Annotated in this window: 21 protein-coding genes; 6 read left to right on the top strand and 15 right to left on the bottom strand. The window is 55.8% G+C overall.

The genetic code is table 11. The annotated features are described in order from the left end of the window. Position 1: 1 nt before the first annotated feature. From ACR0AH_RS08025 to ACR0AH_RS08000, 6 genes are all read right to left on the bottom strand, one after another. Positions 2-769, bottom strand: a complete 768-nt coding sequence (locus tag ACR0AH_RS08025) for an SDR family NAD(P)-dependent oxidoreductase (RefSeq protein WP_170625528.1) — start codon at positions 767-769, stop codon at positions 2-4. Beyond that, positions 769-2,478: an IlvD/Edd family dehydratase gene (locus tag ACR0AH_RS08020; protein ID WP_480591220.1), complete on the bottom strand. Its 1,710-nt coding sequence runs from the start codon at positions 2,476-2,478 to the stop codon at positions 769-771. The genes ACR0AH_RS08025 and ACR0AH_RS08020 overlap by 1 nt, the downstream gene beginning before the upstream one ends. A gap of 54 nt (positions 2,479-2,532) precedes the next feature. Further along, complete coding sequence (gene melA / locus ACR0AH_RS08015) at positions 2,533-3,873, bottom strand: alpha-galactosidase (RefSeq protein ID WP_480591216.1); 1,341 nt, start codon at positions 3,871-3,873, stop codon at positions 2,533-2,535. Between the two features lie 22 nt (positions 3,874-3,895). Then, complete coding sequence (locus ACR0AH_RS08010; protein WP_170394442.1) at positions 3,896-4,744, bottom strand: carbohydrate ABC transporter permease; 849 nt, start codon at positions 4,742-4,744, stop codon at positions 3,896-3,898. Between the two features lies 1 nt (position 4,745). Continuing rightward, a complete protein-coding gene (locus tag ACR0AH_RS08005) occupies positions 4,746-5,672 on the bottom strand; it encodes a carbohydrate ABC transporter permease (protein ID WP_170394445.1) in 927 nt (308 codons plus the stop codon). A 94-nt stretch (positions 5,673-5,766) separates the two neighbouring features. Then, positions 5,767-7,026: an ABC transporter substrate-binding protein gene (locus ACR0AH_RS08000; protein WP_170394448.1), complete on the bottom strand. Its 1,260-nt coding sequence runs from the start codon at positions 7,024-7,026 to the stop codon at positions 5,767-5,769. A 140-nt stretch (positions 7,027-7,166) separates the two neighbouring features. On the opposite strand from ACR0AH_RS08000, the gene ACR0AH_RS07995 reads away from it, so the two are divergent. From ACR0AH_RS07995 to ACR0AH_RS07985, 3 genes are all read left to right on the top strand, one after another. After that, positions 7,167-7,961: an IclR family transcriptional regulator gene (locus ACR0AH_RS07995; protein ID WP_480591213.1), complete on the top strand. Its 795-nt coding sequence runs from the start codon at positions 7,167-7,169 to the stop codon at positions 7,959-7,961. Further along, positions 7,958-9,016: a sn-glycerol-3-phosphate ABC transporter ATP-binding protein UgpC gene (locus ACR0AH_RS07990; RefSeq protein WP_170732739.1), complete on the top strand. Its 1,059-nt coding sequence runs from the start codon at positions 7,958-7,960 to the stop codon at positions 9,014-9,016. The genes ACR0AH_RS07995 and ACR0AH_RS07990 overlap by 4 nt, the downstream gene beginning before the upstream one ends. A 63-nt stretch (positions 9,017-9,079) precedes the next feature. Continuing rightward, positions 9,080-10,102 carry a trans-3-hydroxy-L-proline dehydratase gene (locus ACR0AH_RS07985; RefSeq protein ID WP_170732738.1) on the top strand — a complete coding sequence of 341 codons (1,023 nt, stop codon included), beginning with the start codon at positions 9,080-9,082 and terminating at the stop codon, positions 10,100-10,102. Between the two features lie 37 nt (positions 10,103-10,139). Here ACR0AH_RS07985 and ACR0AH_RS07980 read toward each other — a convergent pair whose 3' ends face one another. Continuing rightward, entirely contained in the window at positions 10,140-10,721 is a 582-nt protein-coding gene (locus ACR0AH_RS07980) for a YceI family protein (RefSeq protein ID WP_170561540.1), read from the bottom strand. Positions 10,722-10,807: 86 nt separating this feature from the next. On the opposite strand from ACR0AH_RS07980, the gene ACR0AH_RS07975 reads away from it, so the two are divergent. Genes ACR0AH_RS07975 through ACR0AH_RS07965 form a run of 3 tightly spaced genes read left to right on the top strand, consistent with a single transcriptional unit; the run spans position 10,808 to position 13,217 of the window. Beyond that, positions 10,808-11,344: a sigma-70 family RNA polymerase sigma factor gene (locus ACR0AH_RS07975; RefSeq protein WP_170422839.1), complete on the top strand. Its 537-nt coding sequence runs from the start codon at positions 10,808-10,810 to the stop codon at positions 11,342-11,344. Then, positions 11,341-12,078, top strand: a complete 738-nt coding sequence (locus ACR0AH_RS07970) for a hypothetical protein (protein WP_480591210.1) — start codon at positions 11,341-11,343, stop codon at positions 12,076-12,078. Before ACR0AH_RS07975 ends, ACR0AH_RS07970 begins: the two co-directional genes overlap by 4 nt. A gap of 59 nt (positions 12,079-12,137) precedes the next feature. After that, a complete protein-coding gene (locus ACR0AH_RS07965; RefSeq protein ID WP_480591208.1) occupies positions 12,138-13,217 on the top strand; it encodes a helix-turn-helix domain-containing protein in 1,080 nt (359 codons plus the stop codon). A 172-nt stretch (positions 13,218-13,389) separates the two neighbouring features. On the opposite strand, the gene ACR0AH_RS07960 is transcribed toward ACR0AH_RS07965, so the two are convergent. The 8 genes from ACR0AH_RS07960 to ACR0AH_RS07925 form a co-directional block, all read right to left on the bottom strand. Further along, positions 13,390-14,466, bottom strand: coding sequence for a DUF2793 domain-containing protein (locus ACR0AH_RS07960; RefSeq protein ID WP_480591207.1), 1,077 nt, complete (start codon positions 14,464-14,466; stop codon positions 13,390-13,392). A gap of 180 nt (positions 14,467-14,646) precedes the next feature. Continuing rightward, the gene (locus ACR0AH_RS07955; protein ID WP_480591205.1) at positions 14,647-16,083 is read right to left on the bottom strand and encodes a mannose-1-phosphate guanylyltransferase/mannose-6-phosphate isomerase; all 1,437 of its coding nucleotides are present in this window, start codon (positions 16,081-16,083) and stop codon (positions 14,647-14,649) included. A 71-nt stretch (positions 16,084-16,154) separates the two neighbouring features. Then, positions 16,155-17,048 carry a UTP--glucose-1-phosphate uridylyltransferase GalU gene (galU, locus tag ACR0AH_RS07950; RefSeq protein WP_480591203.1) on the bottom strand — a complete coding sequence of 298 codons (894 nt, stop codon included), beginning with the start codon at positions 17,046-17,048 and terminating at the stop codon, positions 16,155-16,157. Positions 17,049-17,294: 246 nt separating this feature from the next. Beyond that, positions 17,295-19,100, bottom strand: a complete 1,806-nt coding sequence (locus ACR0AH_RS07945) for an ABC transporter ATP-binding protein (RefSeq protein ID WP_480591201.1) — start codon at positions 19,098-19,100, stop codon at positions 17,295-17,297. A gap of 1 nt (position 19,101) precedes the next feature. Next, a complete protein-coding gene (locus ACR0AH_RS07940; RefSeq protein ID WP_170732730.1) occupies positions 19,102-20,031 on the bottom strand; it encodes an ABC transporter permease subunit in 930 nt (309 codons plus the stop codon). Positions 20,032-20,041: 10 nt separating this feature from the next. Continuing rightward, positions 20,042-20,965, bottom strand: a complete 924-nt coding sequence (gene oppB / locus ACR0AH_RS07935) for an oligopeptide ABC transporter permease OppB (protein ID WP_170422826.1) — start codon at positions 20,963-20,965, stop codon at positions 20,042-20,044. Positions 20,966-21,031: 66 nt separating this feature from the next. Continuing rightward, entirely contained in the window at positions 21,032-22,660 is a 1,629-nt protein-coding gene (locus ACR0AH_RS07930; protein ID WP_480591199.1) for a peptide ABC transporter substrate-binding protein, read from the bottom strand. A 391-nt stretch (positions 22,661-23,051) separates the two neighbouring features. Further along, positions 23,052-24,287: a lytic murein transglycosylase gene (locus ACR0AH_RS07925; RefSeq protein ID WP_480591197.1), complete on the bottom strand. Its 1,236-nt coding sequence runs from the start codon at positions 24,285-24,287 to the stop codon at positions 23,052-23,054. Between the last annotated feature and the right edge of the window lie 107 nt (positions 24,288-24,394).

Here is a 24,394-nt window from a genome sequence, read left to right as displayed (position 1 = left end):
GTCACCCCGTTCCTACCACGCCGCCGTCAACCACCATGCACTGCCCGGTCATTGCACGGCTTGCGCTTGAAGCCAGAAACAGGGTTGGTGCGATCATGTCTTCGGGCGTCAGATGCTCTTTCAGGCTCTGGCGATCCATATGCGCAGCCAGATCTTCGGGTGTGGCCCACATGTCGAGCTGTTTCTGTGTCAGAACCCATCCCGGTGCCAGCGCGTTGACGCGAATTTTATGTGGCCCAAGTTCACGCGCCAACGAGCGTGTCATGCCGGTGATTGCCGCATTTGAACTTGTATAGATTGGATAACCTGCGTTCCCCATCAGGTAACTGATCGAACTGAAATTGATGATCGAACCGCCTTTGTCCTTCATCTGTCGCGCGGCTTCCTGACAGGCAAAATAGTAGGCCTTTAGGTTGACTTCGATCATCCAGTCCCAGAACTCGGTTGTAGATTCTTCAAGTGAGTGCCGCTTGTCATTCGCGGCGTTGTTGACCAGCACTTTAATCGGGCCATGGGCTTCAGCTGCTTTGGCCATGGTAGCGTGCAACAGCTCGGTATCAGTCATGTCACCCTGCAGGAACAAGGGGGCGCGGCCGTGCTTGTCACGCATCTGTTCGACAAATTCACCGGCATCTGACCGACCGATAAAGGCAACTTTAGCCCCTTGGGCCATGAACCCGTCAGTCAACGCTGCACCAACGCCCGAACCGCCGCCGGTGATATAAACAGAGGCTCCGTTGAGGTCTTGAAATGTAGCAGGTTGATCCATCAGTGGCTCTCTCTCGTCACTAGGCGCGTGTCTTTGCCCACAAGGAAATCAAGGTCCGCGCCGCGATCAGCCTGCAACACGTGGTCGATATAAAGCTTCGCATACCCGCGCGAGTAATGCGGATCGTCCGGTTGCCACAGGGCGCGGCGGGCGTCCAGTTCCTTTTCGTCGACCAGCAGCTGCAGCTCGCCCTTGCTGGCGGACACGCGAATACGGTCACCGGTTTTGACAAACGCCAACGTACCACCAGCCTGAGCCTCAGGGCTGACATGCAGGATAACTGTCCCGAATGCGGTACCAGACATACGCGCGTCCGAGATACGGATCATGTCGCGCACGCCGTCTTTGACCAGCTTGGCCGGGATCGGCATGTTCCCAACCTCGGGCATCCCTGGATAGCCCTTGGGCCCACAACCTTTGAGGACCAGAATGGTCTCAGGTGTTACTGGTAAGTCGTCGCGGTCGATATTGGCTTTCAGATCTTCGATGCTCTCAAAAACGTATGCTTCGGCTTCGGTTTCCAGCAGTGCATCTGTGGCCGCCGAAGGCTTCACGATTGCCCCGTTGGGCGCAAGATTGCCGCGCAGAACCCGCAGGCCTGCGGCGGGTTTTATCGGATCGTCAAATGGGCGGATGACGTCTGTGTTGAAACACTCAGCCCCTTCACAGTGGGCCGAGATGTCCTTGTTCAGAACTGTTCTTGCCGGGCGCAGGAAAGGTTTGAGTTCGCTCAGAACCACTGGCACACCGCCTGCATAACAGAAATCCTCCATCAGGTATTTGCCAGAAGGCATGCAATTGACCAGCAGGGGGATTTCCGATCCGATTTCAAAGTCTTTCAACGTCAAGTCGACACCCACGCGACCTGCAAGTGCCAACAGGTGGACCACTGCGTTTGTCGATCCTCCGACGGCCGCATTGGCGAGGATGGCATTCTCAAACGCCTCCCTGGTCAGGATATCTGATGGCTTGAGGTCCTCGTCCACCATCTCGACAATGCGCTTGCCGGTCAGATGCGCCAGTGCCATGCGGCGGGCATCAACGGCAGGCAGGGCGGCGTTGGTGGGCAGCGACATGCCCATCGCCTCAACCAATGAGGCCATGGTACTAGCGGTGCCCATAGTCATGCACACACCCGCGCTACGCGACATGCCTGATTCAGCGTTCATGAAATCCTGAAGTGTCATTTCTCCGGCACGAACAGCCTCGGAAAACTTCCAGACATCGGTGCCCGAGCCGATATCCTGACCCCGGTATTTGCCGTTCAGCATCGGGCCAGAGCTAACCACGATGGACGGCAAATCGACCGAGGCTGCACCCATCAGCTGCCCCGGGGTGGTCTTGTCGCATCCACCCAGCAGGACAACGCCGTCGATACCATAGGCGCGGATCGATTCCTCGACATCCATCGCCAGCAGGTTGCGAAACAGCATGGCAGTGGGTTTCATCTGGGTCTCGCCCAGCGACATAACGGGGAATTCCACTGGAAAGCCGCCTGCCTCCCACACGCCCCGTTTCACGCCTTCGGCCAGATCACGAAGGCCCGAATTGCAGGGCGTCAGTTCCGACCATGTGTTGCAGATGCCGATGATGGGGCGCCCGTCAAAAGCGTGATCCGGAAAGCCCTGGTTTTTCATCCAGGACCGGTGAATGAACCCGTCCTTATCGAGTTTTCCGTACCAATGCTGTGAACGGCGTTTCTTGGTCATTATTGGCTCTGTCTGTCTGGCGTTGGAATTGAAAGTTTTTTTAGAAGACGAAGATCAAGCTGCGCGGGCTGGACGGCACCAATCTGGCAGCCAATCGCCATGGGCAGAAAGCAGATCGGTGACGAGGCTGCGAATTTGGCGCAGATCCAGCTCGGCCGCAGTATGGGGATCCATCATTGCGGCGTGATAGATGTATTCGGGGCTTTCTTCGGTCAGCGCGCGAACCGTTAGCTCTTGTACGTTGATCTGGGTCCGCATCAACGCGATCAGTTGTGGCGGGATATCAGTGACCACGGAAGGTTGGACGCCATTCGAGTCAACCAGACACGGCGTTTCAACCGCTGCACCTAGGGGTAGTTGCGGAATCTGACCCGTATTTGGCAGGTTGCCGTAAGCTGTGTACGGCGTGTCTGTCACGATTGCGTTCATAAGGTCGGCGGCGAATTCATGGCTTCGGGTCACTTCGATGTTCCGACCATCTGTCAGGGTCTTGGCCTGTTCCTTCCAATTGGCCACCTGCTCGACACAGCGGGTCGGGTATTCGTCCAGCGGTATGCTGAACTGTTCGATCAGGTCATTGCGACCGTCTTTGATGAACCAAGGAACGTATTCTGCAAAATGCTCGGAACTTTCGGTGCAGAAGTATCCAAGATGGTCCATCACTTCGTACCGGACTTTGTTTGGACAGCGCGGCATTAGCAGCGGAGGCTTGGGTAAATGCCCGGCGCGATAGCCCTGACGCAAAGCCGGATACAGATCGCGGCCTTCATGCTCGAGCTTGAGGAAGAACGCGACGTGATTGATACCGGCAACTTTGTAGCGAAAGTCCGCCTTGGGCAGGTCTAGATCATGCGCCAGTTCTTCGACCGTGTGCTGGACAGAATGGCACAGGCCGACATGTTTCAGATTAGGGAAGCGCTCAGCCAGAGACCAGGTGTTGATGGCCATCGGATTCACGTATTGCAGCAGCGTTGCGTTGGGGCACAACTGCATCATGTCCTGCGCGACGCCCCACAGAACGGGCACAGTGCGCAAGCCGCGCATAATGCCACCAACACCCAGCGTATCGGCGATAGTCTGACGCAGGCCATATTGTTTTGGGATTTCAAAATCTGTCACCGTGCAAGGCTCATACCCGCCAACCTGAAAGGCAGTGATCACGAAATCTGCGCCGTCCAGCGCCGCGCGACGATCCGTGTGGGTTGAGACGGTTGCACCCGTGCCGACTGAGCGGATCATGGCCTTGGCCACAGCTTCGCTTTCGGCCAAGCGCACCGGATCGATATCCATCAGCGCAAAGTGGCTGTCTGCAAGGGCAGGGGTGAGCAGGGCGTCGCCCACGATGTTCTGCATGAAGATCGTGGAACCTGCACCTACAAAGGTGATCTTGGTCATGAGGTAAACCTCTGGTTTGACGTTATTTTACGGCACCGAGGGTCAGGCCCGCGATGAAGTGTTTCTGCATCAGGAAGAACATGGCAACCGGCGGCAGGGCTGCCACTATAGAACCGGCACTCATCAACTGATAAGCAGCGCGAAATTGCGCGTTAAAGCTGGTGATCCCGGCTGTCACGGGCTGGCTTTCGGCCCCTTGGGTCAGAACAACAGCCCAGAAATAGTCGTTCCAGATGAAGGTGAAAATCAGGACACTGAGTGCGGCGATGGCCGGTTTCATCAGTGGTAGAACGACGTACCAGAAGATTCGCCATTCGCTAATGCCCTCGACCCGTGCGGCCTCGATCAGTTCGAATGGCAGGGCGCGGATGAAGTTGCGCATGAAGAGCGTGCAGAACCCGGTCTGGAAGGCGATGTGGAATAGCACAAGCCCTGTTTTGGTGTTGTAAAGGCCCAACTCCAGCGTGAGATCGCGCACAGGGACCATCAGGATCTGGAAGGGTACGAAATTGCCCGCCACAAACATGAAGAAGATCCAGAGGTTCGATTTGAATTTGTAGATCCCCAGCGCGAAGCCTGTCATGCAACTGAGTGCAACGGCCCCGATTACCGTTGGTACGGTGATCAGGAACGAGTTCATCAAGTAACGTGGCATATCCGAATTGAAAAAGACCTGACCATAGTTGAACGCGCCCTCAAAACTGGACGGCATCCCCCAGTAATTCGCATTTGTGAAGTCTGCGGCTGGTTTGACCGAGAAAAGTGCGACCGCCAAAAGGGGCCCCAGCCATAGTAGCAGTGCCAGAGGCAACATCGCCTGATAAGTGATCTGTGCCGCACGGGGTTGTTTTTCGATCGGTTTGGGAAACATCTCAGTGCCCCCTTTCTTCGCGGTACATCGACCACAGGAAGTAGGCGATGAAGCAGAGCATAATCAGGAACAGGATCACAGCGATAGCTGCGCCATATCCCATGCGGAAGCCGTATTCGGACAGCGCGACCTCGAACATGTAGTAGGCCAGCACGCGGGACGAGCCAAAAGGACCGCCCTGTGTCATGATCGAGATCAGGTCAAAGCTGCGCAGCGCGCCGATGATTGTCACAACGAATGCGATGAATGTTGCCGGGCGCAGCTGCGGCAGAATAATGTGCCACAGCATTCGCCCACCTTTTGCGCCGTCCAGACGCCCGGCTTCGATCTGTTCGGGGTCGACGGCGTTCAGGCCGGTGAGGTAGAGGATCATGCAATAGGCCGTTTGTGGCCATAGACCTGCGAAGATGATGCCGTAGGTTACGAAGCGCTCATCCCCCAGCACGTTCAGTGGACCTAGGCCAAAGAGGCTTAGGAATTCGTTTAGAAGGCCAAAGGTTGGGTCGTAGAACCATGTGAATACTAGCCCAACGACGACCTGAGAGATGACGAAGGGAAAGAAGAACAAAGACTTGTAGAGGCGGATGCCCCAGACCGTCTGGTTCAGGAACAGTGCAATAAACAAGCCTGCAGGGATTGCGGCCAGATACAGGATCAGCCAGATCAGGTTGTTCTTGAGCGAGATGTAGAAAGCGTCGCGGTCCACCCATTCCCAATACAGATCTTCATAGTTTCGAAAGCCGACATATTCAGCTGCACCTAAACCGTCCCATTCATAAAGAGACAGATTGAAAGACTGAAAGACCGGGATGATCACATAGACCATGAAGAACAACAGACCCGGAGCCAAAAACAGCCAGGGCGCGATGCGCTGTTGGTTTCTGTGGAACCAGCTTTCTTGCTCGGGGGCGTCAACGGCAGCGGTCATGGGCATCTCGGATCTGGTGGGTGAAGGCGGGCTGAAGCCCGCCCTACTATTGTGCAAGGTGTAGGCCGGGCTTCAGCCCGACCCTGGACAAGATTTAGTTGTCGTAGATGCGCTCGCGCGCACGTTCCAGCTTGGCCAGAATCTTGTCAGCGTTGTCCGGCTTGACCATGAATTCCTGGAAGCCTTCCATCGACACTTTTGCCATTTCCGCTGGTGCGTCACGGTCCCAGAACTGTGCAACACCGCCGGGGCTGTTAGACGATAGCATGACAAAGCCCTGCTGCAGGAACTTGTCGTCGTCCACTGCAGATTGCGCGTTCACAGGCAACTGGCCGAGGTTTGCACCGTTGTTGATTTCGGTCTGTTCGTCCGCAGAGACTGCGAAACGCAGGAACTCACGCGCGGCTTCCTTGTTCGAGGCATTGGCCGGGATATGGAACGTATCGGTCGGCGCGTCTTCAGCCAGTTCAACATCGGGGTTGATGGCGACAAACTGATAGAAGTCCAACTGATCGTCGGTTAGGCCTGCTTCACGCAGCGGAGCCACAGCGAAGTTACCCATCAGATAGGCGGCGGCCTCACCGTTGACCATAAAGGGCAGGGCTTCTTGCCAGCTATATGTCTGGTGGTTGTCAATGAATGCGCCCATGTCGATCAGCTGTTTCCAGTTGGCGAAGGTCTGCTTAACCCGGTCGTCTTCCCAGCTGATCTCGCCATTTGCGAGTTGATTGTGAAAGTCGAACCCGTTGGTGCGCATGTTCAGGTAGTCAAACCAGCCACCTGCTGTCCACAGGAACTTGGTGCCGATGGTATAACAGGCGCGGCCGGAATCGACGATCTTCTGGCAATTGGCCAGTTCTTCTTCCCAAGTGGTCGGCTCGGTCAGACCCAGCTCATCAAAGATGTCTTTGCGGTAATAAACGCCCCATTGATAGTAGGTGTACGGAACACCCCACTGTTTGCCATCTATGGTCATCGCACCTTTGGTCGAGGCCAGATTGTCGGCGATTTCAGGTTCAGCCCACAGGTCCGAGACGTCTTCGAAAAGACCCGCTTCAACATAAGGCTTCATCCGGTTGGCTGCATACCAGGTGGCAACGTCTGGCGTGTCAGCCGTCAGGAAGTTGCGAATCTGGGTCTTGTAGGCCTCACGGTCGATCACGGTGGTTTCGATTTCCAGACCGGGATGTTCGGCCGCGAATCGCTCGATCATCGCTTCCATCGTCGCGCGCGGCGCCGGGTTGGACGTATCGAGGAAGATTCGCAGCTCGCCGGTCAGCTCTGCCGCGACGGGCGCAGCAAGTGCCACACTGGCAGCCAAAGCAGCCGCTGTGCGCTTGAACATGGAATGCATAGTTTCCTCCCTTAAGCTTCCATATTGGTCTCAAATATTGAAACCTTGTTTTATATATTGAAAACTACACATCGACTCGGCTACTCTTGTCAAGACCCTCGTGCCCAAAGCCGAGGGAAAGTGGAGGAGAACAGGCACCCGTGGCAGGTGACGGAACAATAGGAAAAGCATGTGACGTGCTGGAACAGGTCGCGGCCTTCGAACGCCCGGTGCGGTTCGGGGAATTGCTGGAACGCAGTGAATTTCCCAAGGCGACGCTATACCGTTTTCTGCAGTCGCTAACCAATCAGGGCATGCTGCACTACGAACCGGAACGGCAGACCTATTCGCCAGGTATGCGATTGGTGCGACTGGCGCATTCGGCATGGACGCATAGCTCATTAGCTCCAATTGCGCGGCCTTTCCTGGACGCTCTCAGCGCCGAGACAGGGGAGACCGTGCACTTGGCGCAACTTGATTCCGGGCAGGTGCTTTATGTGGATAAGCGCAACGCGCAACGACCAATTGAGATGTATTCTGAGGCCGGCAAGGTCGGCCCGGCCTATTGCACAGGCGTTGGCAAAGCGATGATGGCCTATTTGGACGAGGCACAGTTGGAAAAGACGATCTCGCAACAAAGCTTTCATCGGTTCACTGACAAGACCTTGGCCTCGGAAAAGGCATTGCGGGCTGATCTCGTTAAGATCCGCAGCCGTGGTTACGCAGTTGATGATGAAGAGCATGAGCCCGGCATCATCTGCATTGCCTGCCCGATTTTGACTAAGGGGGGCCGCATGTTGGGGGCCCTTTCGGTGACAGGATCGACTGGGCGAATGGATTTCGAGCAATTGCAATCTTGGGTGCCGCGCGTCCGGCGCGTCGCTGAACAGATCGGCACAGAAGCACAGGCGTGGCGGTTCCCCGAGGGCCAACAGAATAGGATGCAAGCAACATGACAGGTGTAACCCTGAAAGGCGCGATCAAACGGTATGGCCAGACGCAGGTCATTCACGGGATTGATCTGCAGATTGAAGATGGTGAGTTTTGCGTGTTCGTGGGCCCCTCGGGCTGCGGTAAGTCCACGCTGTTGAGGATGATCGCGGGTTTGGAAGAAACCTCGGACGGGGAAATCCATATCGGCGCACGTGAAGTCACGCATGTGGATCCTGCCAAACGCGGAGTGGCGATGGTTTTTCAAACCTATGCGCTCTATCCTCATATGACCGTGGCCGAGAACATGGGATTTGGTCTGCGTATGAACGGTGTTGCCAAGGCCGAGATCGATCAGAAGGTTCAGGAAGCGTCAAATATTCTGAAGCTCGACCAATATCTGAAACGCAAACCCAAAGCGTTGTCCGGCGGTCAGCGTCAGCGTGTCGCGATCGGGCGTGCCATTGTGCGCGGCCCCGAGGTTTTCCTGTTCGACGAACCGCTCTCGAATCTGGATGCAGAACTTCGCGTGGAAATGCGGGTTGAAATTGCGCGGCTTCATCAGGAAATCGGCGCGACGATGATCTACGTTACGCACGATCAGGTCGAGGCGATGACCATGGCCGACAAGATTGTGGTATTGCGCGACGGTCGGATTGAGCAAGTGGGAGCCCCTATGGACCTGTATCGCGACCCCGACAATAAGTTCGTGGCGGGTTTCATCGGGTCTCCTGCAATGAACTTCCTTGAGTGCGATATCGTGGACGGCATGGTGCGGCACCCTGCACTTACTGATGATGTCCCGGTCACCGAGAGCGTTCCCAAAGGAGCGACGAAAGTAACATTGGGTATTCGCCCCGAGCATATTCAGGTGGATCGAAACGGTGACACCTGCACAGTTGATCTGACCGAAGCGCTCGGTGGTGTTTCATATTCTTATCTGCTGACGCCAAATGGCGATAAGCTGATTGTGGAAGAACGGGAAGACCAACGCAGTACGACCGGTGACCGCATCGGGCTTTCGGTTCGTCCTGAGCGTGCGATGCTGTTTGATCCAGAGTCGGGTCAGCGGCTGCGATAAGGCTTGCCAGACCGGATCTGTTTTGCATGACTGCGCATTATCCATCGGCTTTCAGGAGGCTCAATGCGCAGTTCCAAAACCATCCATGTAATCTCGGCCCATGCTGAAGGCGAAGTGGGCGACGTTATCGTCGGCGGCGTCGCTCCGCCTCCGGGAGAGACGGTATGGGACCAAAGGACCTTTATCGCTGAAGACCAGACATTGCGGGATTTCATGCTGAATGAACCTCGCGGCGGTGTCTTTCGCCATGTGAATCTGTTGGTTCCACCAAAAAACCCCGAGGCCGATGCAGCGTTCATCATAATGGAACCGGAAGACACGCCACCGATGTCAGGCTCCAACTCGATTTGTGTCTCAACGGTTCTGTTGGACAGTGGCATTCTTCCGATGCACGAGCCTGAAACCCATCTGACATTGGAAGCCCCAGGAGGGTTGATCCGCGTCCGCGCCGAATGCCGCAATGGCAAGGCCGAACGTATCTTTGTGCATAATGTGCCAAGTTTCGTCGACAAGCTGGATGCTCGGATCGAGGTTGAGGGCATCGGGACGTTGCGCGTGGATACCGCGTTTGGTGGCGACAGTTTTGCAATTGTCGATGCCGCCGATTTGGGTTTCGAGCTTACCCCTGATGAAGGAGCTGATCTTGCAAGGACTGGCGCGCGTATCACCGATGCCGCCAATGAGCAGCTAGGCTTCGATCACCCCACTAAAGACTGGAGTCACATTTCGTTTTGCCAGATTGCAGGCCCGCTCGATCGTCAGGGCGATATTCTCATCGGACGAAATACTGTCGCCATCAAACCGGGTAAGCTGGATCGTTCACCTTGTGGCACCGGTGCTTCAGCCCGGATGGCGGTTTTGCTGGCCAAGGGAGAAATGACGATGACCGATCGCTACCACGCGCGTTCAGTCATCAACAGTGAATTTCGCTGCGGTATCGTAGAGCGGCATGATCTGAACGGCCGCGTGGCGATCACCCCGGAAATCTCAGGGCGAGGCTGGATTACGGGTACGCACCAGCACATGCTCGACCCCGATGACCCATGGCCTGGCGGCTATCGCCTAAGCGACACTTGGGGGGCATAAGCCGGGGCCAAATTCGACCCCGTACTTTTCTTAGGTTTCAGCCTTCGAGACTGAACATCAATCGTGCGGTCACCGGTACGGTGCGGGTGATGCTGGGTAGTTGCGCCAACTCCATCAGCTTGTCTACGCCTGCCGAAACGCCCGCATCCTCGGTGCTGATGAACACCATGTCGTTGGTTGAAACCATGACGGTATCTTCGGCCACACGCAGGACAAACATATCGGTGTAGAATTCCACCTCGGTCCCCGCCAGAGCCAGCTTCGCATCCACCTCAATCGTGTTACTGGCCCCCACATCCAGTTTCGACACTTGGTCCATATCAATGTTCGCGCTCAATGTCGCGGTCGCGGCCTTGCGAAACACATACTCGATCATCCGTTCGTTACGGATTTCGATATTCGTTTCGACCGACGACAGATCGATATCGATATTAACCTTGCCATCTTCGCTGACATGACCCGAAAGGTTGGTGAAAGAATTGACCTCTCCAACATCATCGATCTTGACCGTTCCATAAGCCAGATGAGACGCATCCGGGTTTAGTGTCCAATCTGCAGCCAGACCCGGGCCTGCAATAATAGCCGACGCAATCGTGATTGTTTTGAACAGAAGTTTCATTTCTTTCCTCCAGGATCTATGACAGTTCTGACCAAGCGGGCCCGGTCCCATGTCAAAGCAAACACACACAGGTCGCGTTTTATTCGATGAGTGTTGAGATAAGCACCGAACAAGCCGTGCGCGGCGCAATCCAGACCCACTCGAAACGGGTCTGGCGGTTTGGACTGGCTTTGTCGGGTGCGTCGGACGTTGCGGATGATCTGTTGCAGGCGACGGCATTGCGTGCGTTGGAGAAACACCACCAGGTCACCTCGTATGAACGGCTGGACAGTTGGCTGATGACGATCTGCCGTTCAATATGGCTGAACGAGATACGGGCGCGATCCGTAAGAAAGGCGCAGGCGCTTTCAGTCACGCCCGAGGCGGAATTAGTCGCGACAGGGCCTGATTCAGAAACGAATATTTTCGCCGCTCAGGTGTTTACTCAAGTGATGCAGCTGCCAGAGGCGCAACGTGAAACGGTGATGCTTGTGTTTGTCGAAGGCTACAGCTACCGCGAAGCTGCGGATATGCTGGACGTACCCATCGGTACAATCATGAGCCGGCTTTCCAATGCCCGGCAGAAACTGAAAACCGTTATGCAGCACGATGCGGCTGACACCGTGCAACGGAGTGGCAAATGAAGTTTTCCGACGAAACACTTCTGGCCTATCTGGAAGGCAGCCTCGATGAGGCCGTAGCCCGCGCCATCGAAGACGCGGTGGCCGAGGATTCTGCACTCGAACACCGTCTCATGGCGCTCGACCCATTTGCCCAGGTTGTGCAGCAGGCTTTTGAAGGCATTCCAACTGAGGCGCCTTCGATCGATCTGCCCATTCCGAGCGCTCAACAATCCAATGCCGGACCGCTCCATTTGCTGGCGGTCGCAGCCTCAGTTGCTGTTATTGCTGCGTCTGCAACATTCTGGGCCACGCGACCACAGGCATTGGGCTGGGCGGAGCAGGCTGCGATCTATCAATCGCTTTATTCACCGGACACGATTGCCGATCTGGACAATTCTCAGCAAACGCTGGACGCGCAGTTTGTTCAGGCCGAGGCTCAGTTGGGTCGCTCACTGAACCGGGACGTGTTGGAAACTCTGCCGGGCCTTGATCTGAAACGTGCTCAGGTACTGTCGTTCAAAGGTAAACCTTTGGTGCAGGTGGTCTTTGCTGACGCCCAGGGCAATCCGGTGGCGTTTTGTGTGATCCGGCAAGGCGCGGGAGCACCGGTCAAGGATGTGAACCTTGCGGTGCTCAGTGGTCTTGCGACAGCGACATGGGCGAATGATGGCTACGGCTATATGCTGTTGGGTGGAGATGCGCAAACAGACCTGAGTGGAGAACTAAGTGTTTTGACCGAGGCGTTCTCAGGCTGAGCGACAAGAATCCGCAAAACCACTTGTGAACCGCGGTAAATGCCCGAAGAATACCCGACATGAAGCCGAACCCTCAGATACCGGACCCGGATGATGAGGCCTTGGAAGAAGGGCCGCGCAGCATCTATGACGCCGAACCGCCGGAAGACGACGATTTATGGTTCCTTCCGCCCGACGGCGAAGAAGACCCGGGAGAATTTCTGCCCTCTGTACCGAGACCGGACCAGCGTTTGCTGTTTGACCCAAGGGACTGGCGTGCGGCCCAATCCGAGTTATCAGCTGAACTTGCCGATCTGGCCGTGACATTTGGAGCTCTGGATGAACGTTTGCGCGCGGGTCCCAAGGGGTGGGGTCACCGTCTGGCCCTGATGGAGGTCTCGGATCTGGGCTGGTGGACGGGCGATCGGATCAGCGTCGACCGCCTTGCGCTTTGGACCGGTTTGCGGATCGGAGCAACCGGTGATGATGTGCAGGCTTTGTATCGGGCGGGATGGGCAGTGAGGCGGCTGTCGTCGGGTGCTGCGCCATCAGAGGGCGGCTGGGATGCGGGGCTGACCGCTTTTCTAGACCGTCAGGCCCAAGGTTTCGAAGATACACCCGAAGCAGTGATTGATCTGGCGGAAACCATGCGAAATGTCGCCGGTTTGCACCCGGTTACCCAGGCCGCCATCGGATTTCACGCGTGGCGCGCGTTGTCTCCTGGCATAGGACAGGATACCGAGGCTGCGGTCATCGCGGCCCGTCATGCCTCCGCGATGGGTCGAGGTGGCGCATTGTTCATGCCGCTTTCTCTGTCGGGCCCAGGTGCATTGCGGGGGGCAGGATCGTTGGACGAGAAACTTTCGGCCTGGATTCAGGGGGCAGGTCAGGCCTCACTTGCGGCTTTGCTGCATTTGGACCGGATCAGCGCTTGGGAAGGGCGCGCCCGCGACGCCATTTCGGACCTAAGCGGTCGAACCCCACCCGTGCTGATTGATGCATTAACGGCTTGGCCGATGGTTTCCGCCCCGCTGGCCGAAGAACTGACCCATGCCTCGCGTGCAGCGGCACAGCGAAATCTGGACAAATTCAGCGATAGGGGGCTAATCCGCGAAGTAACCGGGCAGGGTCGATATCGCGTATGGACGGCGGCCTTGTAACTGGCCTTGATCTGCCGCTTTCACAAAGAGTGAAATGATAGGGTTGTTAGCTGGGTTCCTGGTATCGATCTTGGGTACAGGATAAGACAGATCTTTGCGTGTTGTCTGGATCGGTCAGAAACCAATTTGCAAGAACGATAACCGTCCGGGCGATGGCCCGAACGGTCTTTATTCAGTACCAACGTCCGACTGCGATCACTGTTGGCGCTATACTGGTAGCGTCCAAGGATGGAGCCATCACCTGATACGTCGCTTGAGTTTCTGAAGGTGCGTCAAACCCCATAAATCGGCCAATACCGCCGCCGTTCCCGCTGAGAGCGGGAGAACTGCTGTCAGCAAAGGCAATAGGGAAATCCCAATTGGCGGTACCGCTGGCGAACATACTACCAGTTGCGGTCGTGCAGGCCACCGCACTTAGAACGGCGGTGCAAATCTGGGTTCCGTCAGCAAAGCGCGTGTAGTCACCATTTGCATTGCTGCCCCTCTCGATCACCGCTCCGCTGGGTACACCGCTGCTTTCGGATACGGTGCCCAGCACATTGCCCGGTCCGTACCCGTAATCTGCCCGCATCAGGCGACCCGAGGTGGTGTCATCGGCGCTGCTTTGCACAGCCGCTCCGCTGGCTGTTCCGGTTGTGGCGTCAAACCGCAAAGCATCGACCCAGCTTCCGCCATCCTGCGAGACCTTGATTGAAAAATTTGTATCGCCGGATAGGCCCATTTCGGCATGGCCGGTCCAGTTCGATTGAAACAGCAGCGAGGCAGTATCACCGGCACCAGCCTTGTTGATCTTGAGTTGGTGGCCAGCGCCCTCATGCGTCAACAAGGTGGCAGGGCTACGTACGGCCAGACGGTTTGTGCTGTCTGATCCGGTTGCGATGCCGATCCCGGAAAGGTTCTGTGTATTGACCGGCGGGTCGATCCACGCCGACCCGTCCCAGACTTTCAACAGCCCTGCATTTTGATCCCAAGCCCGCCAGCCCATGTCGGGCGTCAAGAAATGCCACCCGTTGTTCAACCAAGCCGCCAGTTTTCCATCCTGTCCGGACCATGCCCCGGTCGGAGACGTGCCCAATGCATAGGTTTCACCCTGATCAGGAGCAGCTGGTGGGATCGTCGCGTTAACGGACGCAACGCTTAGCTGCACCACCAGATCTAGCGCACGCAGCGCTTCGTTATGGGTCACATGTTTTTGGGCCTGCGCGGGTTGCAGATAGGGCAGATTTAGACGGGGAGAGTTCTGTGGCATGGGCATCCTCCTGTGGTGTCGGTCCGATGATGATTGCGCGCCACACTGCCGTGATGTGCGTAAATCCCGCCTGACCCAGCCGAACGCCCAGGTTTCGAATTTTTAAGATTTGGTCTCAGATATATGGAGACATCTGACTTGCAGATGCCCCAAACTTGGATCAGTTCTTGAAATCAGATCTCAGTCACGCGCGTAGACATCTTCGTAGCGAATAATGTCATCTTCACCCAAATAGGTCCCGGTCTGCACCTCGATAAGAACCATTGGCACTTTGCCTGGGTTTACCATCCGGTGCACGGCCCCGAGCGGCACATAGACGGATTCATTCTCAGACACGAGCTGTACCTTGTCGTCAATAGTCACCTCGGCGGTGCCTTCCACGACAATCCAATGCTCGGACCGATGGTGATGCGATTGCAAGCTCAGCGAAGCGCCGGGATGGACGTGAATGCGTTTGACCTGAAACCGATCGCCGATGACGAGGCTTTCGAACCATCCCCAAGGGCGATGATCAACGGGCAATGCTACCGCCTGCTTGGCGCCTTTTGCCTTCAATGCTGCGACGGCCTGCTTGACGTCTTGCGTCCGGTCCATGCTGGCGACTAAAACCGCGTCAGGCATAGCCACGGTGATTACGTTCTCTAACCCCATTGCAACAACTTCTAGCGCGGGCGATTCAGAACGCACAAGCACGTTGCGACAATCTATGGCGGTCACTTCACCGGCAGTTGCAACGCCGTCTGGATCGGGGTTGCTCAGCTCTTGTACGGCAGACCAGCTGCCCACGTCTGACCACCCGGCGGCATAAGGGACAACGCTGAGATTGTCGGCCTTCTCCATAACCGCATAGTCGATAGAGATGTCTTGAACCGTCGCCCAGGCCTCGGGATCTAACCGCAGGAAGCCCAGATCACACTGCGCATGCTCAACCGCCTTCTGAACGGGCGCAATTAGATCATGTGCATGCTGGTCGAACGCCTCAAGGATATCTCTGACCGCGAATAAAAAGATGCCCGAGTTCCAAAGATAACTCCCTTCAGCCACCATTGCCCTGGCGTTTTCAAGATCGGGTTTTTCAACGAACCGGTCAAGTTGCACAGAAGCGCCCGACGAGTCCGGTGCTTGGGCGAGCTTAAGGTAGCCATACCCGGTTTCGGGTCGGTCGGGTGTGATCCCAAACGTCACCAGATCTCCACGCTCGACTATTGTTCGGACACCTTCGGTGACGGCCTCGTGAAAGGCCGCACTGTCTGGAATGACGTGATCCGACGCGGCTACCAGCATCATCCCGTCGGGATCAATGGATGAAAGGTGCAGGGCAGCGACCAGCACCGCAGGTGCTGTATTGTGTCCTTCGGGTTCGATCAAGATCGGCCCCGGATCGATTCCTATGGCCATCAACTGTTCAGGGACAACAAAGCGGAAAGCCTCGTTGGTCAGGATCAGAGGTTTGGCGTAAGGCGTATCGGTCGGGCCTTTCAACCGCTCGGCACATTGCTGCAGCAGGCTGGTTTCACCGATCAGCGGAACAAATTGTTTAGGGTAGCTTTTACGCGACAACGGCCAAAGCCGAGCACCTGACCCGCCACATAGAATTACAGGATAGACTGTGCTCATAATGTCTGCCCCTTCTGAACTATAAAGCTAAAATTACTGAATTGAATACAGAATGGCTGACACGGCTAGGCCTATTGTGCGGCCCGTTCAGAGGCCACGACTTCATGCAGATATTGGTTTAAGTCGTCGCGCAGATCATCGCGGGCCAACGCGAACGAGACCGTTGCCTGTAGAAAGCCAGCCTTTGAACCACAATCGAACCGCTGTCCGTCAAACTTGTAGCCAAAGACAGGGACACCATTGCCAATATCCTCAGCAATTGCGTCGGTCAGTTGGATTTCGCCACCACTTCCCTTCTTTTTCTGGTTCAGATTGTACAGAACCGAAGGACCCAAGATGTAACGACCGATCACCGCAAGATTGGATGGCGCGTTCTCTGGTCTCGGTTTTTCCACCATTCCTTTGGCACGGACAACCGTTCCAACAATCTGGCCGGTATCCAGAATACCGTAGGAGCTGGTTTTTTCGTTGGGAACTTCCATCGCGGCGACCATGTTGCCGCCGGTTTCCTCATAGGCTTCGACCATCTGCTGTAGGCAGGGTTTGTCGGCGGCAATCACATCGTCGGGCAGCATCACGGCAAAGGGTTCATCCCCGATCAGTCGACGGGCGCACCAGACCGCATGCCCCAATCCCAAAGCCTTGTGTTGACGGATATAGGCAATCGCTCCGCTTTCCATATTGGTTGCGTTCAATACTTCAAGCAGTTCGTCTTTGCCCTTGGATTTGAGGTCTTGTTCCAGCACCAGATTGTGATCGAAATAATCCTCAAGCGCTGATTTTCCGCGCGATGTCACGAAGATGAATTCAGTGATCCCGGCCGCACGCGCTTCGTCGATGGCATATTGGACCAGCGGACGATCAACCAATGTCATGATTTCCTTTGGCACCGACTTTGTCGCCGGAAGAAACCGAGTGCCCATTCCCGCTACGGGAAATATCGCCTTGGTGACTTTGCGTACCATATTACCTCACTAATTCTATATATTGCCGACGACTCTCGGTGATGCCGGAGCCCCCACATATAATCTAAAATCCTACCAATCAATCACACCCGGCTGGTCTGGTACGGGTTTGCTGGAATCTGCCATTAACTTAAGGGCAGAGTCAAAACGAAACACGACCGAATGCGGGATCAAGGAACTAATCCACTAATCACTTGTTCTATGAAGTTTAAGACGCGCCCGATAGATCGGATCGGGCGCGTAAGCTTATGCATTGGCCATAATCGCCTCAAGCGGATCGTGTTCGGCGACGAAGTGATCCGGGGCAATCTCACTGAGTTGAGGTACATAGTCGGTCTCACCCATAGACAATCTGCTGGGCAAAAAGCGCAAAGCTGCTTTCGGATCCATGGGAGAAGGCAATTCTCCCGGTAGTTTAAGCCTTTGGCGGCTGCGCTCGACATCCGGATCAGGGATCGGAACCGCCGAGATCAGGGACTGAGTGTAAGGATGTTTCGGTTCGGAGCAGATCACTTCACCATCGCCCAATTCAACGATGCGGCCCAGATATAGAACCATGATCCGGTTCGAAACCGCACGTACCACAGACAAATCGTGGCTGATGAAGATCATCGATAGGCCAAACTCTTGTTGCAGTTCACGCAACAATCCTACGATCTGGGCTTGAATGGACACATCCAGCGCAGAGACTGCCTCGTCACAGATAATCAGTTTTGGTTTGTTGATCATGGCACGCGCGATTCCAACACGCTGGTTTTGCCCCCCGGATAGTTCGTGCGGATATCGGTTGATCATGTTGGCCTTCAAGCCAACACGCTCCATCATCTCGGCGACCAACTCTTTGCGTTCCCGCTCGGTCAGATCCGGGCGATAGGTTTTCAGCGGTTCCGCGATCGAGGCCGAGATCGTCATCCGTGGATCAAGGCTCGCCAGCGGGTCCTGAAACACGATCTGCAGGTCCTTGCGGTACTTGTTCAACTCGGCCCGTTTCAGCCCGACGATCGGATGCCCCAGCCAGCTGACATTACCCGCGCTAGGTTCGATCAATTGCAGCACAGCCCGGGCCAGCGTGGATTTGCCACAGCCGGATTCTCCAACAACACCCAGGGTCTCGCCCTTTCGAATGTCGAAACTCACGCCATCTACGGCTTTCAGCGGCACCTTATGTCCAAAAAGGCCGCCCGAGACATGGATCGGGAAATGCACCTTGACGTCATCCACTTTCAGTAACGGTTCTTCCGTCTGCGAAAGAGCTTTCGGAGCATCGCCCGCATCAATTCGCGGCATCGCCTCAAGTAGCGTGCGGGTATAATCATGCTGAGGAGAACGAAAGACTTCGCGCGTGTCACCGGCCTCCACAAACTCACCCATACGCATGACTTGAATATTGTCGCACATGCGCGCGACAACACCCATGTCATGGGTGATCAGAGCTATGGCCGTACCTTCATCCTTTTGCAACCGTACCATCAGGTCCAAAATGTCGGCCTGAACGGTCACATCCAACGCAGTAGTCGGCTCATCCGCGATCAACAGTTTGGGATTACACAGCATCGACATGGCAATCATCACGCGCTGGCGCATGCCGCCAGACAACTCGTGCGGATACTGATCCAGACGTCGTGCCGCTTCGGGAATGCGCACGCGGTTGAGCCAGTCAAGGCAACGTTGGCGGGCAGCCGAGCCTTGCAAGCCCTCGTGAACTTGCAGCACCTCGCGCATTTGCTGGCCAACTCGCAGATGAGGGGTCAGCGCGGTCAGCGGATCCTGAAAGATCATGCCGACGTCAGAGCCTCGGATTTTGTTGATTTTGTTCACGGGCAGATTCAGGATTTCCTGACCATTCAGCATTGCGGAACCGGTCGCGTGGCCAGCGGTGGGCAATAGCCCCATCGCTGCCATGAACGTCTGGCTTTTGCCCGAGCCACTTTCGCCGACGATGCCCAGACATTCGCCGGGATCAATGTCGAAACTGATGCCTTTTACAGCCTCAACCACGCCATCGGGCGTATCAAATCGGACGCTCAGGTCCTTGACTGAAAACAGACTCATATCAGCGATCCTTCGGGTCCAAAGCGTCGCGTAGCCCGTCACCGATGAAGAACATGGTGATGATGATGGCGACATAAAAAGTAAGAGGGAACATCAGCTGCCATAGCGTACCATACGCCATGGTGCCAGCCCCTTCAGCGATCAGGCGGCCCAACGATGTGTAGGGTTCTGAGATCCCGAGGCCCAGGAACGAGATGAAACTTTCCGTCAGGATCATCTCGGGCACCAGCAGCGAAGCGTACACGATCACAACGCCCAACAGGTTGGGCAGAATGTGTCGGTACATGATGGTGAACTCACTGACACCGGCGGCGCGCGCGGCTTCGATAAACTCGCGGTTCTTGAGGGTCAGGGTTTGCCCCCGAACAATCCGTGCCATCGTCAGCCAACCAACAGCGCCCAAGGCGATGAACAGCATGAAAAAGGATCTTCCCGCCACGACAAGCAGCAAAATGATGATCAGTGTTGCCGGAATTGCAAGCAGGATGTCCACGAACCGCATCATGGCACTGTCGGTGCGCCCGCCAATATATCCAGCGGTGATGCCATAGCAGGTGCCGACGATCAGAGCGGTCGCGGCCCCGATCAAACCGACCAGCAGCGATGTGGTGGTGGCCTGAATGACACGGCTGTATAGGTCGCGCCCCAGATCATCGACGCCGAAAAAGTGTCCGGTTTCCATGGACGGCATACCCATGCCGCGCACGTCCCCCATGACGTTCCAGTCGATCTCTTCATTGTTCCAGACTGCGAAGTAAGGGCCAACAATCGTGAACAACACGATCAGACCCAGAATGAAAACGCTGGCCATAGCGGCCTTGTTGCGGACAAAACGTATCCGTGCGTCCTGCCAAAGCGAGCGCCCCTGAATGACCGTGTAATCAGTGATTTCCTCGGCCAGATGGGCGGCTTTTTGTGATTTTCCAAGCATTGCCTGCCCCTCAGTAACGGATTTTCGGATCGAACCAGGCATAAGCCAGGTCGGTCAGAAGATTCACAACCACGGTCAACGCGCCGTAAAGGATGGTGACCCCCAGCAGCACAGCATAGTCGCGAGACAAAGCCGAGCCGACATAGGCCTGCCCCAGACCGCCGGTTGAGAAATAGATGTCGACAAAAACCGAACCGGTCAGAACGTAGACAAAAACCGGCCCGAGGTACGAGACCACGGGAAGCAATGTCGGCTTAAGCGCATGGCGCCAGATCACGGTTCTTGTCGGCAATCCCTTGGCCCGTGCAGTTCGAATGAAGTTCGAGTTCAGAACCTCCAGCATCGATGACCGCGTAATCCTTGCGATCGATCCCATGTAGGAGGTCGCCAACGCAATCACCGGCATCACCAGATACTGCCATTGACCGCCATGCCAGCCGCCACCCGGCAGCCACCCCAGCCACAGGGTAAAGGTCAGGATCAGGATCGGCCCCATGATGAAGTTAGGAAGCGCCTGAGCGGCAATACCCAGACCCACCGCAAAGTAATCAATCCAGCTATTGTGTTTGATTGCAGCGGCAATTCCCAGCGCGACGCCAACGGAAGTTGCCACCAGGAAAGACAACGAACCATAGGTCAGCGAAATCGGGAAACCCTGTGCGATGATGTCGTTCACATCCCGATCCTTGAATTTGAAGGACGGTCCGAAATCGAAATGCACCACGATGTTATACAGATAGTCCCAAAGCTGTTTCCACAACGGTTGGTCCAATCCATAGCGCGCCTCGATATTGGCCAGAACCTGCGGCGGCAATGGCCGTTCCGAGGTGAATGGCCCGCCAGGCGCGATGTGCATGAGGAAAAAGCAGGCGACGATCAATAACAGGATCGTCGGAATAGCGACCAGCAGCCGCTTTAAACTGTAGGCAAGCATTTCATGCCCCCGTGTTTATTGGCCCTGCCCCGGATGTTTCCGGGGCAGGGCGTGGTTCAAAGACGATTATTCAGCGAGCTTGTAGAGGTTCTTCGAGTACCAGTTCTGCTCGACGTTGTTCACCGGCCAGTTGCCTACATCGCTGTCCATCATATAGACGCCTGCGTAGTGATAGATCGGGATCACAGGCGTTTCTTGGGCGATGATGCGTTCAACTTCGGTGTAAAGCGGAGCCGGATCGTCCGAGGTTTTGGCCTCGGCCAACAGCTCATCAACGCGCGTGTTGGCATATTTGCCGTCATTATAGCCCGAGTCCGACTGCAGCAGGTCCAGGAAGGTCGACGCTTCGTTGTAGTCTCCGCACCAAGCACCACGTGCCAGCTCAAAGTTTTGGTTGCCGCGCTCCTCGAGGAAGACTTTCCACTCCATATTTGCCAGTTCGGCGTTCACGCCAAGCTTCTGCTTCCACATCTGGCTCAGCGCAACGGCGACCTTCTTGTGGTTTTCCGCGGTGTTATAAACCATCTGGAAGCTCAGAGGGTTGTCAGGCCCATAACCTGCTTCTGCTAGAAGCTCCTTCGCCAACTCGTCGCGTTCGGCTTGGGACATGGATGCCATTTCAACGGCCGGTACGGTGAAGCCTGCGGTTGCTTCGGGGGCGAAGGTGTAGGCTTCGGGCTGACCGCCTGCCATCACTTTTTCGGTGATAATCGCACGATCAACGGCCAGTGACAGGGCTTGGCGGACGTTCGGGTCCTTGAAAGCCTCGGGGCCACCATCAGACAGATTGAAGGTGTAATAATAATTGCACAGGCGTGGAAAGCTGATGGCTTCTACGGGGTGCTCTTCCTTCAGACGTGGGTACTGGCCGGCTGGAATTTCGGTGCGGTCCAGTTCGCCAGCCAAATAGCGGGTCAGGGCGACGTTTTCATCATTGATGACCAGCGCCACGACCTTGTCGATGATGGTGTTATCGTTGTCCCAATAGGCGGTGTTGCGCTCACGTACCGAGCGTTCCTGCGGCAGGTGCTCGGTCAGAACATAAGCGCCGTTCGAGACGATGTTTTCCGGTTTGGTCCAGGCGTCACCAAATTCTTCGATCACTTTCTGCGGTGCCGGGAAGGTTGTCGAATGTGTGGTCATCTGCGGGAAATAGGGAAGGGGGGCGCTCAGGCGGACTTCCAGCGTTTTGTCGTCGATGGCTTTGACACCCAACTCATTTACCGGTTTTTCGCCCGCGATGATCTCGGCAGCGTTTTCGATCGACATCAGTTCCATGAACCACGCATAGGGCGACGACAGTTCGGGATCGACGGCGCGCTTCCAGGCATACACAAAGTCACCTGCGGTCACCGGATCACCATTCGACCACTTCGCTTCATCGCGCAGGGTAAAGGTGTAAACGTCCTTGGTATCGTTGACCGAGAATTCGGTGGCGACACCAGGAACCAGGTTACCGTCCTCATCCTGATTCATCAGGCCTTCAAACAGATCGCGAACAATTTCTGCACCCGACACATCTTCTACGACTTGCGGGTCGACCGAGCTGTGTTCATCGAGAATCCGATAGGTGAAGGTCTGATCGTCGGCCAGGGCTTCTCCGGTTTCGGGATGTGTACCGGCAGCAATTGCAGCACCGGTAATGATGGTCGAGGACAACAGTCCTGCCAAAGAGGTTCTGATTATTTTGTTCATGTGTTTACTCCCATTTTGTATGGTTTCGAACGTCCAAACCGCATTCGCGGTGGGCGCTTGTCTGCCATTTTGTCTCCGGCAATTGTCTGGACTTTACCTTGATCTAGATCGTGCCAAGATCGATAATTTCGGCATTCATGCATCAGGCAATGTCGGAGATCCGAATGCGAAAGCTATCTTTCACTGCCCATGAACCTGTCAGTTTTGAAGCAAAGGTAAAGGGTTTTGCGGTGGGTGAAGACCACAAAGGCTGATTAGAACCGCAGCCGGCGGAGGTGTTAAAATTTTATTTTGAAACGCTTCGTGGCAGTGACATTTTCGTGAAGCTCAACATATCACCGTGGGTGAATGTGTTCGCAGTGATGCTCGTAAATGGCGAATCAGTACGCTGCTACGGCTTCAGAACGGCCTTCAATGAGGCATCGGGGAAGCAGGTTGATGTGCTTCCAGAAGCCTCTTGCCAGCGCCCGATCGAGCGTCGGGTTTTGTATCCGGGCAGGCCATCGACGCCACCGACGTCATGACCCTGTTGAACAAGCACCTGCTGCATGCTGGCGACATCTGAACGATAGAGATTGCCGACATCGCCCCAACGACCCCGAAAATCGCCAACTCCGTATTGGATGCGATCACCGACATGTCCCACAAACAGCGCATAAAGGTCGCTGGTGTTATAGTCTTTGAGGACATAGAAATTGGGCGTTACGATAAAGGCCGGACCGCTACGACCGGCAGGCATCATAAGATAGCCCTCGGCATCAAGTTCATGTGCCGGAAAAGGTTTGCCGGAAACGCGATTTACGCCCATGGCGACCCAATCGCGGATCAACCGCCCCTGATCAGGGCCCTCCAACGCGCAAGAAACGGTCGTGGGTAGGATAACTTCGAACCCCCAGTCGCGGCCTGTCACCCATCCGTGCTCGTCAAGATACGCGCCGATCGATGCAATCGTGTCCGAGGCTGAGCCCCAGATATCAGTTCGGCCATCCCCATCGCCATCGCGCGCGTAAGTCAGAAAATTTGTGGGCATGAACTGAGGCTGCCCCAAGGCACCCGCCCAACTGCTTTTCAGTGCGTGGCCTTGGCCGTGACCGGATTCAGCGATCTGTAGCGCAGCAATCAGTTCAGCCGTGAAATACTCTGCCCGTGTGCTCATGAACCCTTTGGTGCCCAGCACCTGAAACGCATTATGGCGGATCGGGACTTGTCCGTATCCGCTTTCGCGGCCCCAGATGGCCAGTATGATACGGGCAGGTACGCCGGTTTCTTTCTCGACACGTGATAGCGTGTCCGCGTGGCGCCTAGCCATCTTGCGACCGACGGAGGTGGCACCCTGGACTGATCCGGCATTGAAATATCGACCAGGTGAGCCGAACTCGGCCTGCCGTTGTTGCTTGGGTGTCTTTTTGGGGCTGCCCGGCGGAACCAGGTCAGGAAGGTCCCAGTTTAGCGTTACCCCGTCAAAGGCACTTTGGAACGTGCGTTTCGAAACGCCCTTGGCTTTTGCCCGAGGCCATATGGCTTGGTGCAGCCAGTTCTGGAACTGACGTTCAACCTCAGCGCGATCTTGCGCTACCGAGGGGGCGGCAAGACAAACCAGGGAGACTATAGCAAGAACCAAACGCATATGATTGGTCTCGCGCGCGCTTGACCTCATGTCAACAGCGGCGCCGCAGGGTGATTTTGGAAAAGTTCTTGAGAAAATCCGTGACTCTGCCGATAGTTGCCGGGAAA

The sequence above is a fragment of the Ruegeria sp. AM5 genome (assembly GCF_056540645.1).
Note: the sequence above shows the minus strand (reverse complement) of the source record. Positions and strands in the feature narration are given on the sequence as shown.

Coding starts and splice junctions, on each gene's coding strand:
- ACR0AH_RS08025 (WP_170625528.1), bottom strand. CDS start 769: ATGGATCAACCTGCTACATTTCAAGACCTCAACGGAGCCTCTGTTTAT.
- ACR0AH_RS08020 (WP_480591220.1), bottom strand. CDS start 2,478: ATGACCAAGAAACGCCGTTCACAGCATTGGTACGGAAAACTCGATAAG.
- melA (WP_480591216.1), bottom strand. CDS start 3,873: ATGACCAAGATCACCTTTGTAGGTGCAGGTTCCACGATCTTCATGCAG.
- ACR0AH_RS08010 (WP_170394442.1), bottom strand. CDS start 4,744: ATGTTTCCCAAACCGATCGAAAAACAACCCCGTGCGGCACAGATCACT.
- ACR0AH_RS08005 (WP_170394445.1), bottom strand. CDS start 5,672: ATGACCGCTGCCGTTGACGCCCCCGAGCAAGAAAGCTGGTTCCACAGA.
- ACR0AH_RS08000 (WP_170394448.1), bottom strand. CDS start 7,026: ATGCATTCCATGTTCAAGCGCACAGCGGCTGCTTTGGCTGCCAGTGTG.
- ACR0AH_RS07990 (WP_170732739.1), top strand. CDS start 7,958: ATGACAGGTGTAACCCTGAAAGGCGCGATCAAACGGTATGGCCAGACG.
- ACR0AH_RS07985 (WP_170732738.1), top strand. CDS start 9,080: ATGCGCAGTTCCAAAACCATCCATGTAATCTCGGCCCATGCTGAAGGC.
- ACR0AH_RS07980 (WP_170561540.1), bottom strand. CDS start 10,721: ATGAAACTTCTGTTCAAAACAATCACGATTGCGTCGGCTATTATTGCA.
- ACR0AH_RS07975 (WP_170422839.1), top strand. CDS start 10,808: ATGAGTGTTGAGATAAGCACCGAACAAGCCGTGCGCGGCGCAATCCAG.
- ACR0AH_RS07970 (WP_480591210.1), top strand. CDS start 11,341: ATGAAGTTTTCCGACGAAACACTTCTGGCCTATCTGGAAGGCAGCCTC.
- ACR0AH_RS07965 (WP_480591208.1), top strand. CDS start 12,138: ATGAAGCCGAACCCTCAGATACCGGACCCGGATGATGAGGCCTTGGAA.
- ACR0AH_RS07960 (WP_480591207.1), bottom strand. CDS start 14,466: ATGCCACAGAACTCTCCCCGTCTAAATCTGCCCTATCTGCAACCCGCG.
- ACR0AH_RS07955 (WP_480591205.1), bottom strand. CDS start 16,083: ATGAGCACAGTCTATCCTGTAATTCTATGTGGCGGGTCAGGTGCTCGG.
- galU (WP_480591203.1), bottom strand. CDS start 17,048: ATGGTACGCAAAGTCACCAAGGCGATATTTCCCGTAGCGGGAATGGGC.
- ACR0AH_RS07945 (WP_480591201.1), bottom strand. CDS start 19,100: ATGAGTCTGTTTTCAGTCAAGGACCTGAGCGTCCGATTTGATACGCCC.
- ACR0AH_RS07940 (WP_170732730.1), bottom strand. CDS start 20,031: ATGCTTGGAAAATCACAAAAAGCCGCCCATCTGGCCGAGGAAATCACT.
- oppB (WP_170422826.1), bottom strand. CDS start 20,965: ATGCTTGCCTACAGTTTAAAGCGGCTGCTGGTCGCTATTCCGACGATC.
- ACR0AH_RS07930 (WP_480591199.1), bottom strand. CDS start 22,660: ATGAACAAAATAATCAGAACCTCTTTGGCAGGACTGTTGTCCTCGACC.
- ACR0AH_RS07925 (WP_480591197.1), bottom strand. CDS start 24,287: ATGCGTTTGGTTCTTGCTATAGTCTCCCTGGTTTGTCTTGCCGCCCCC.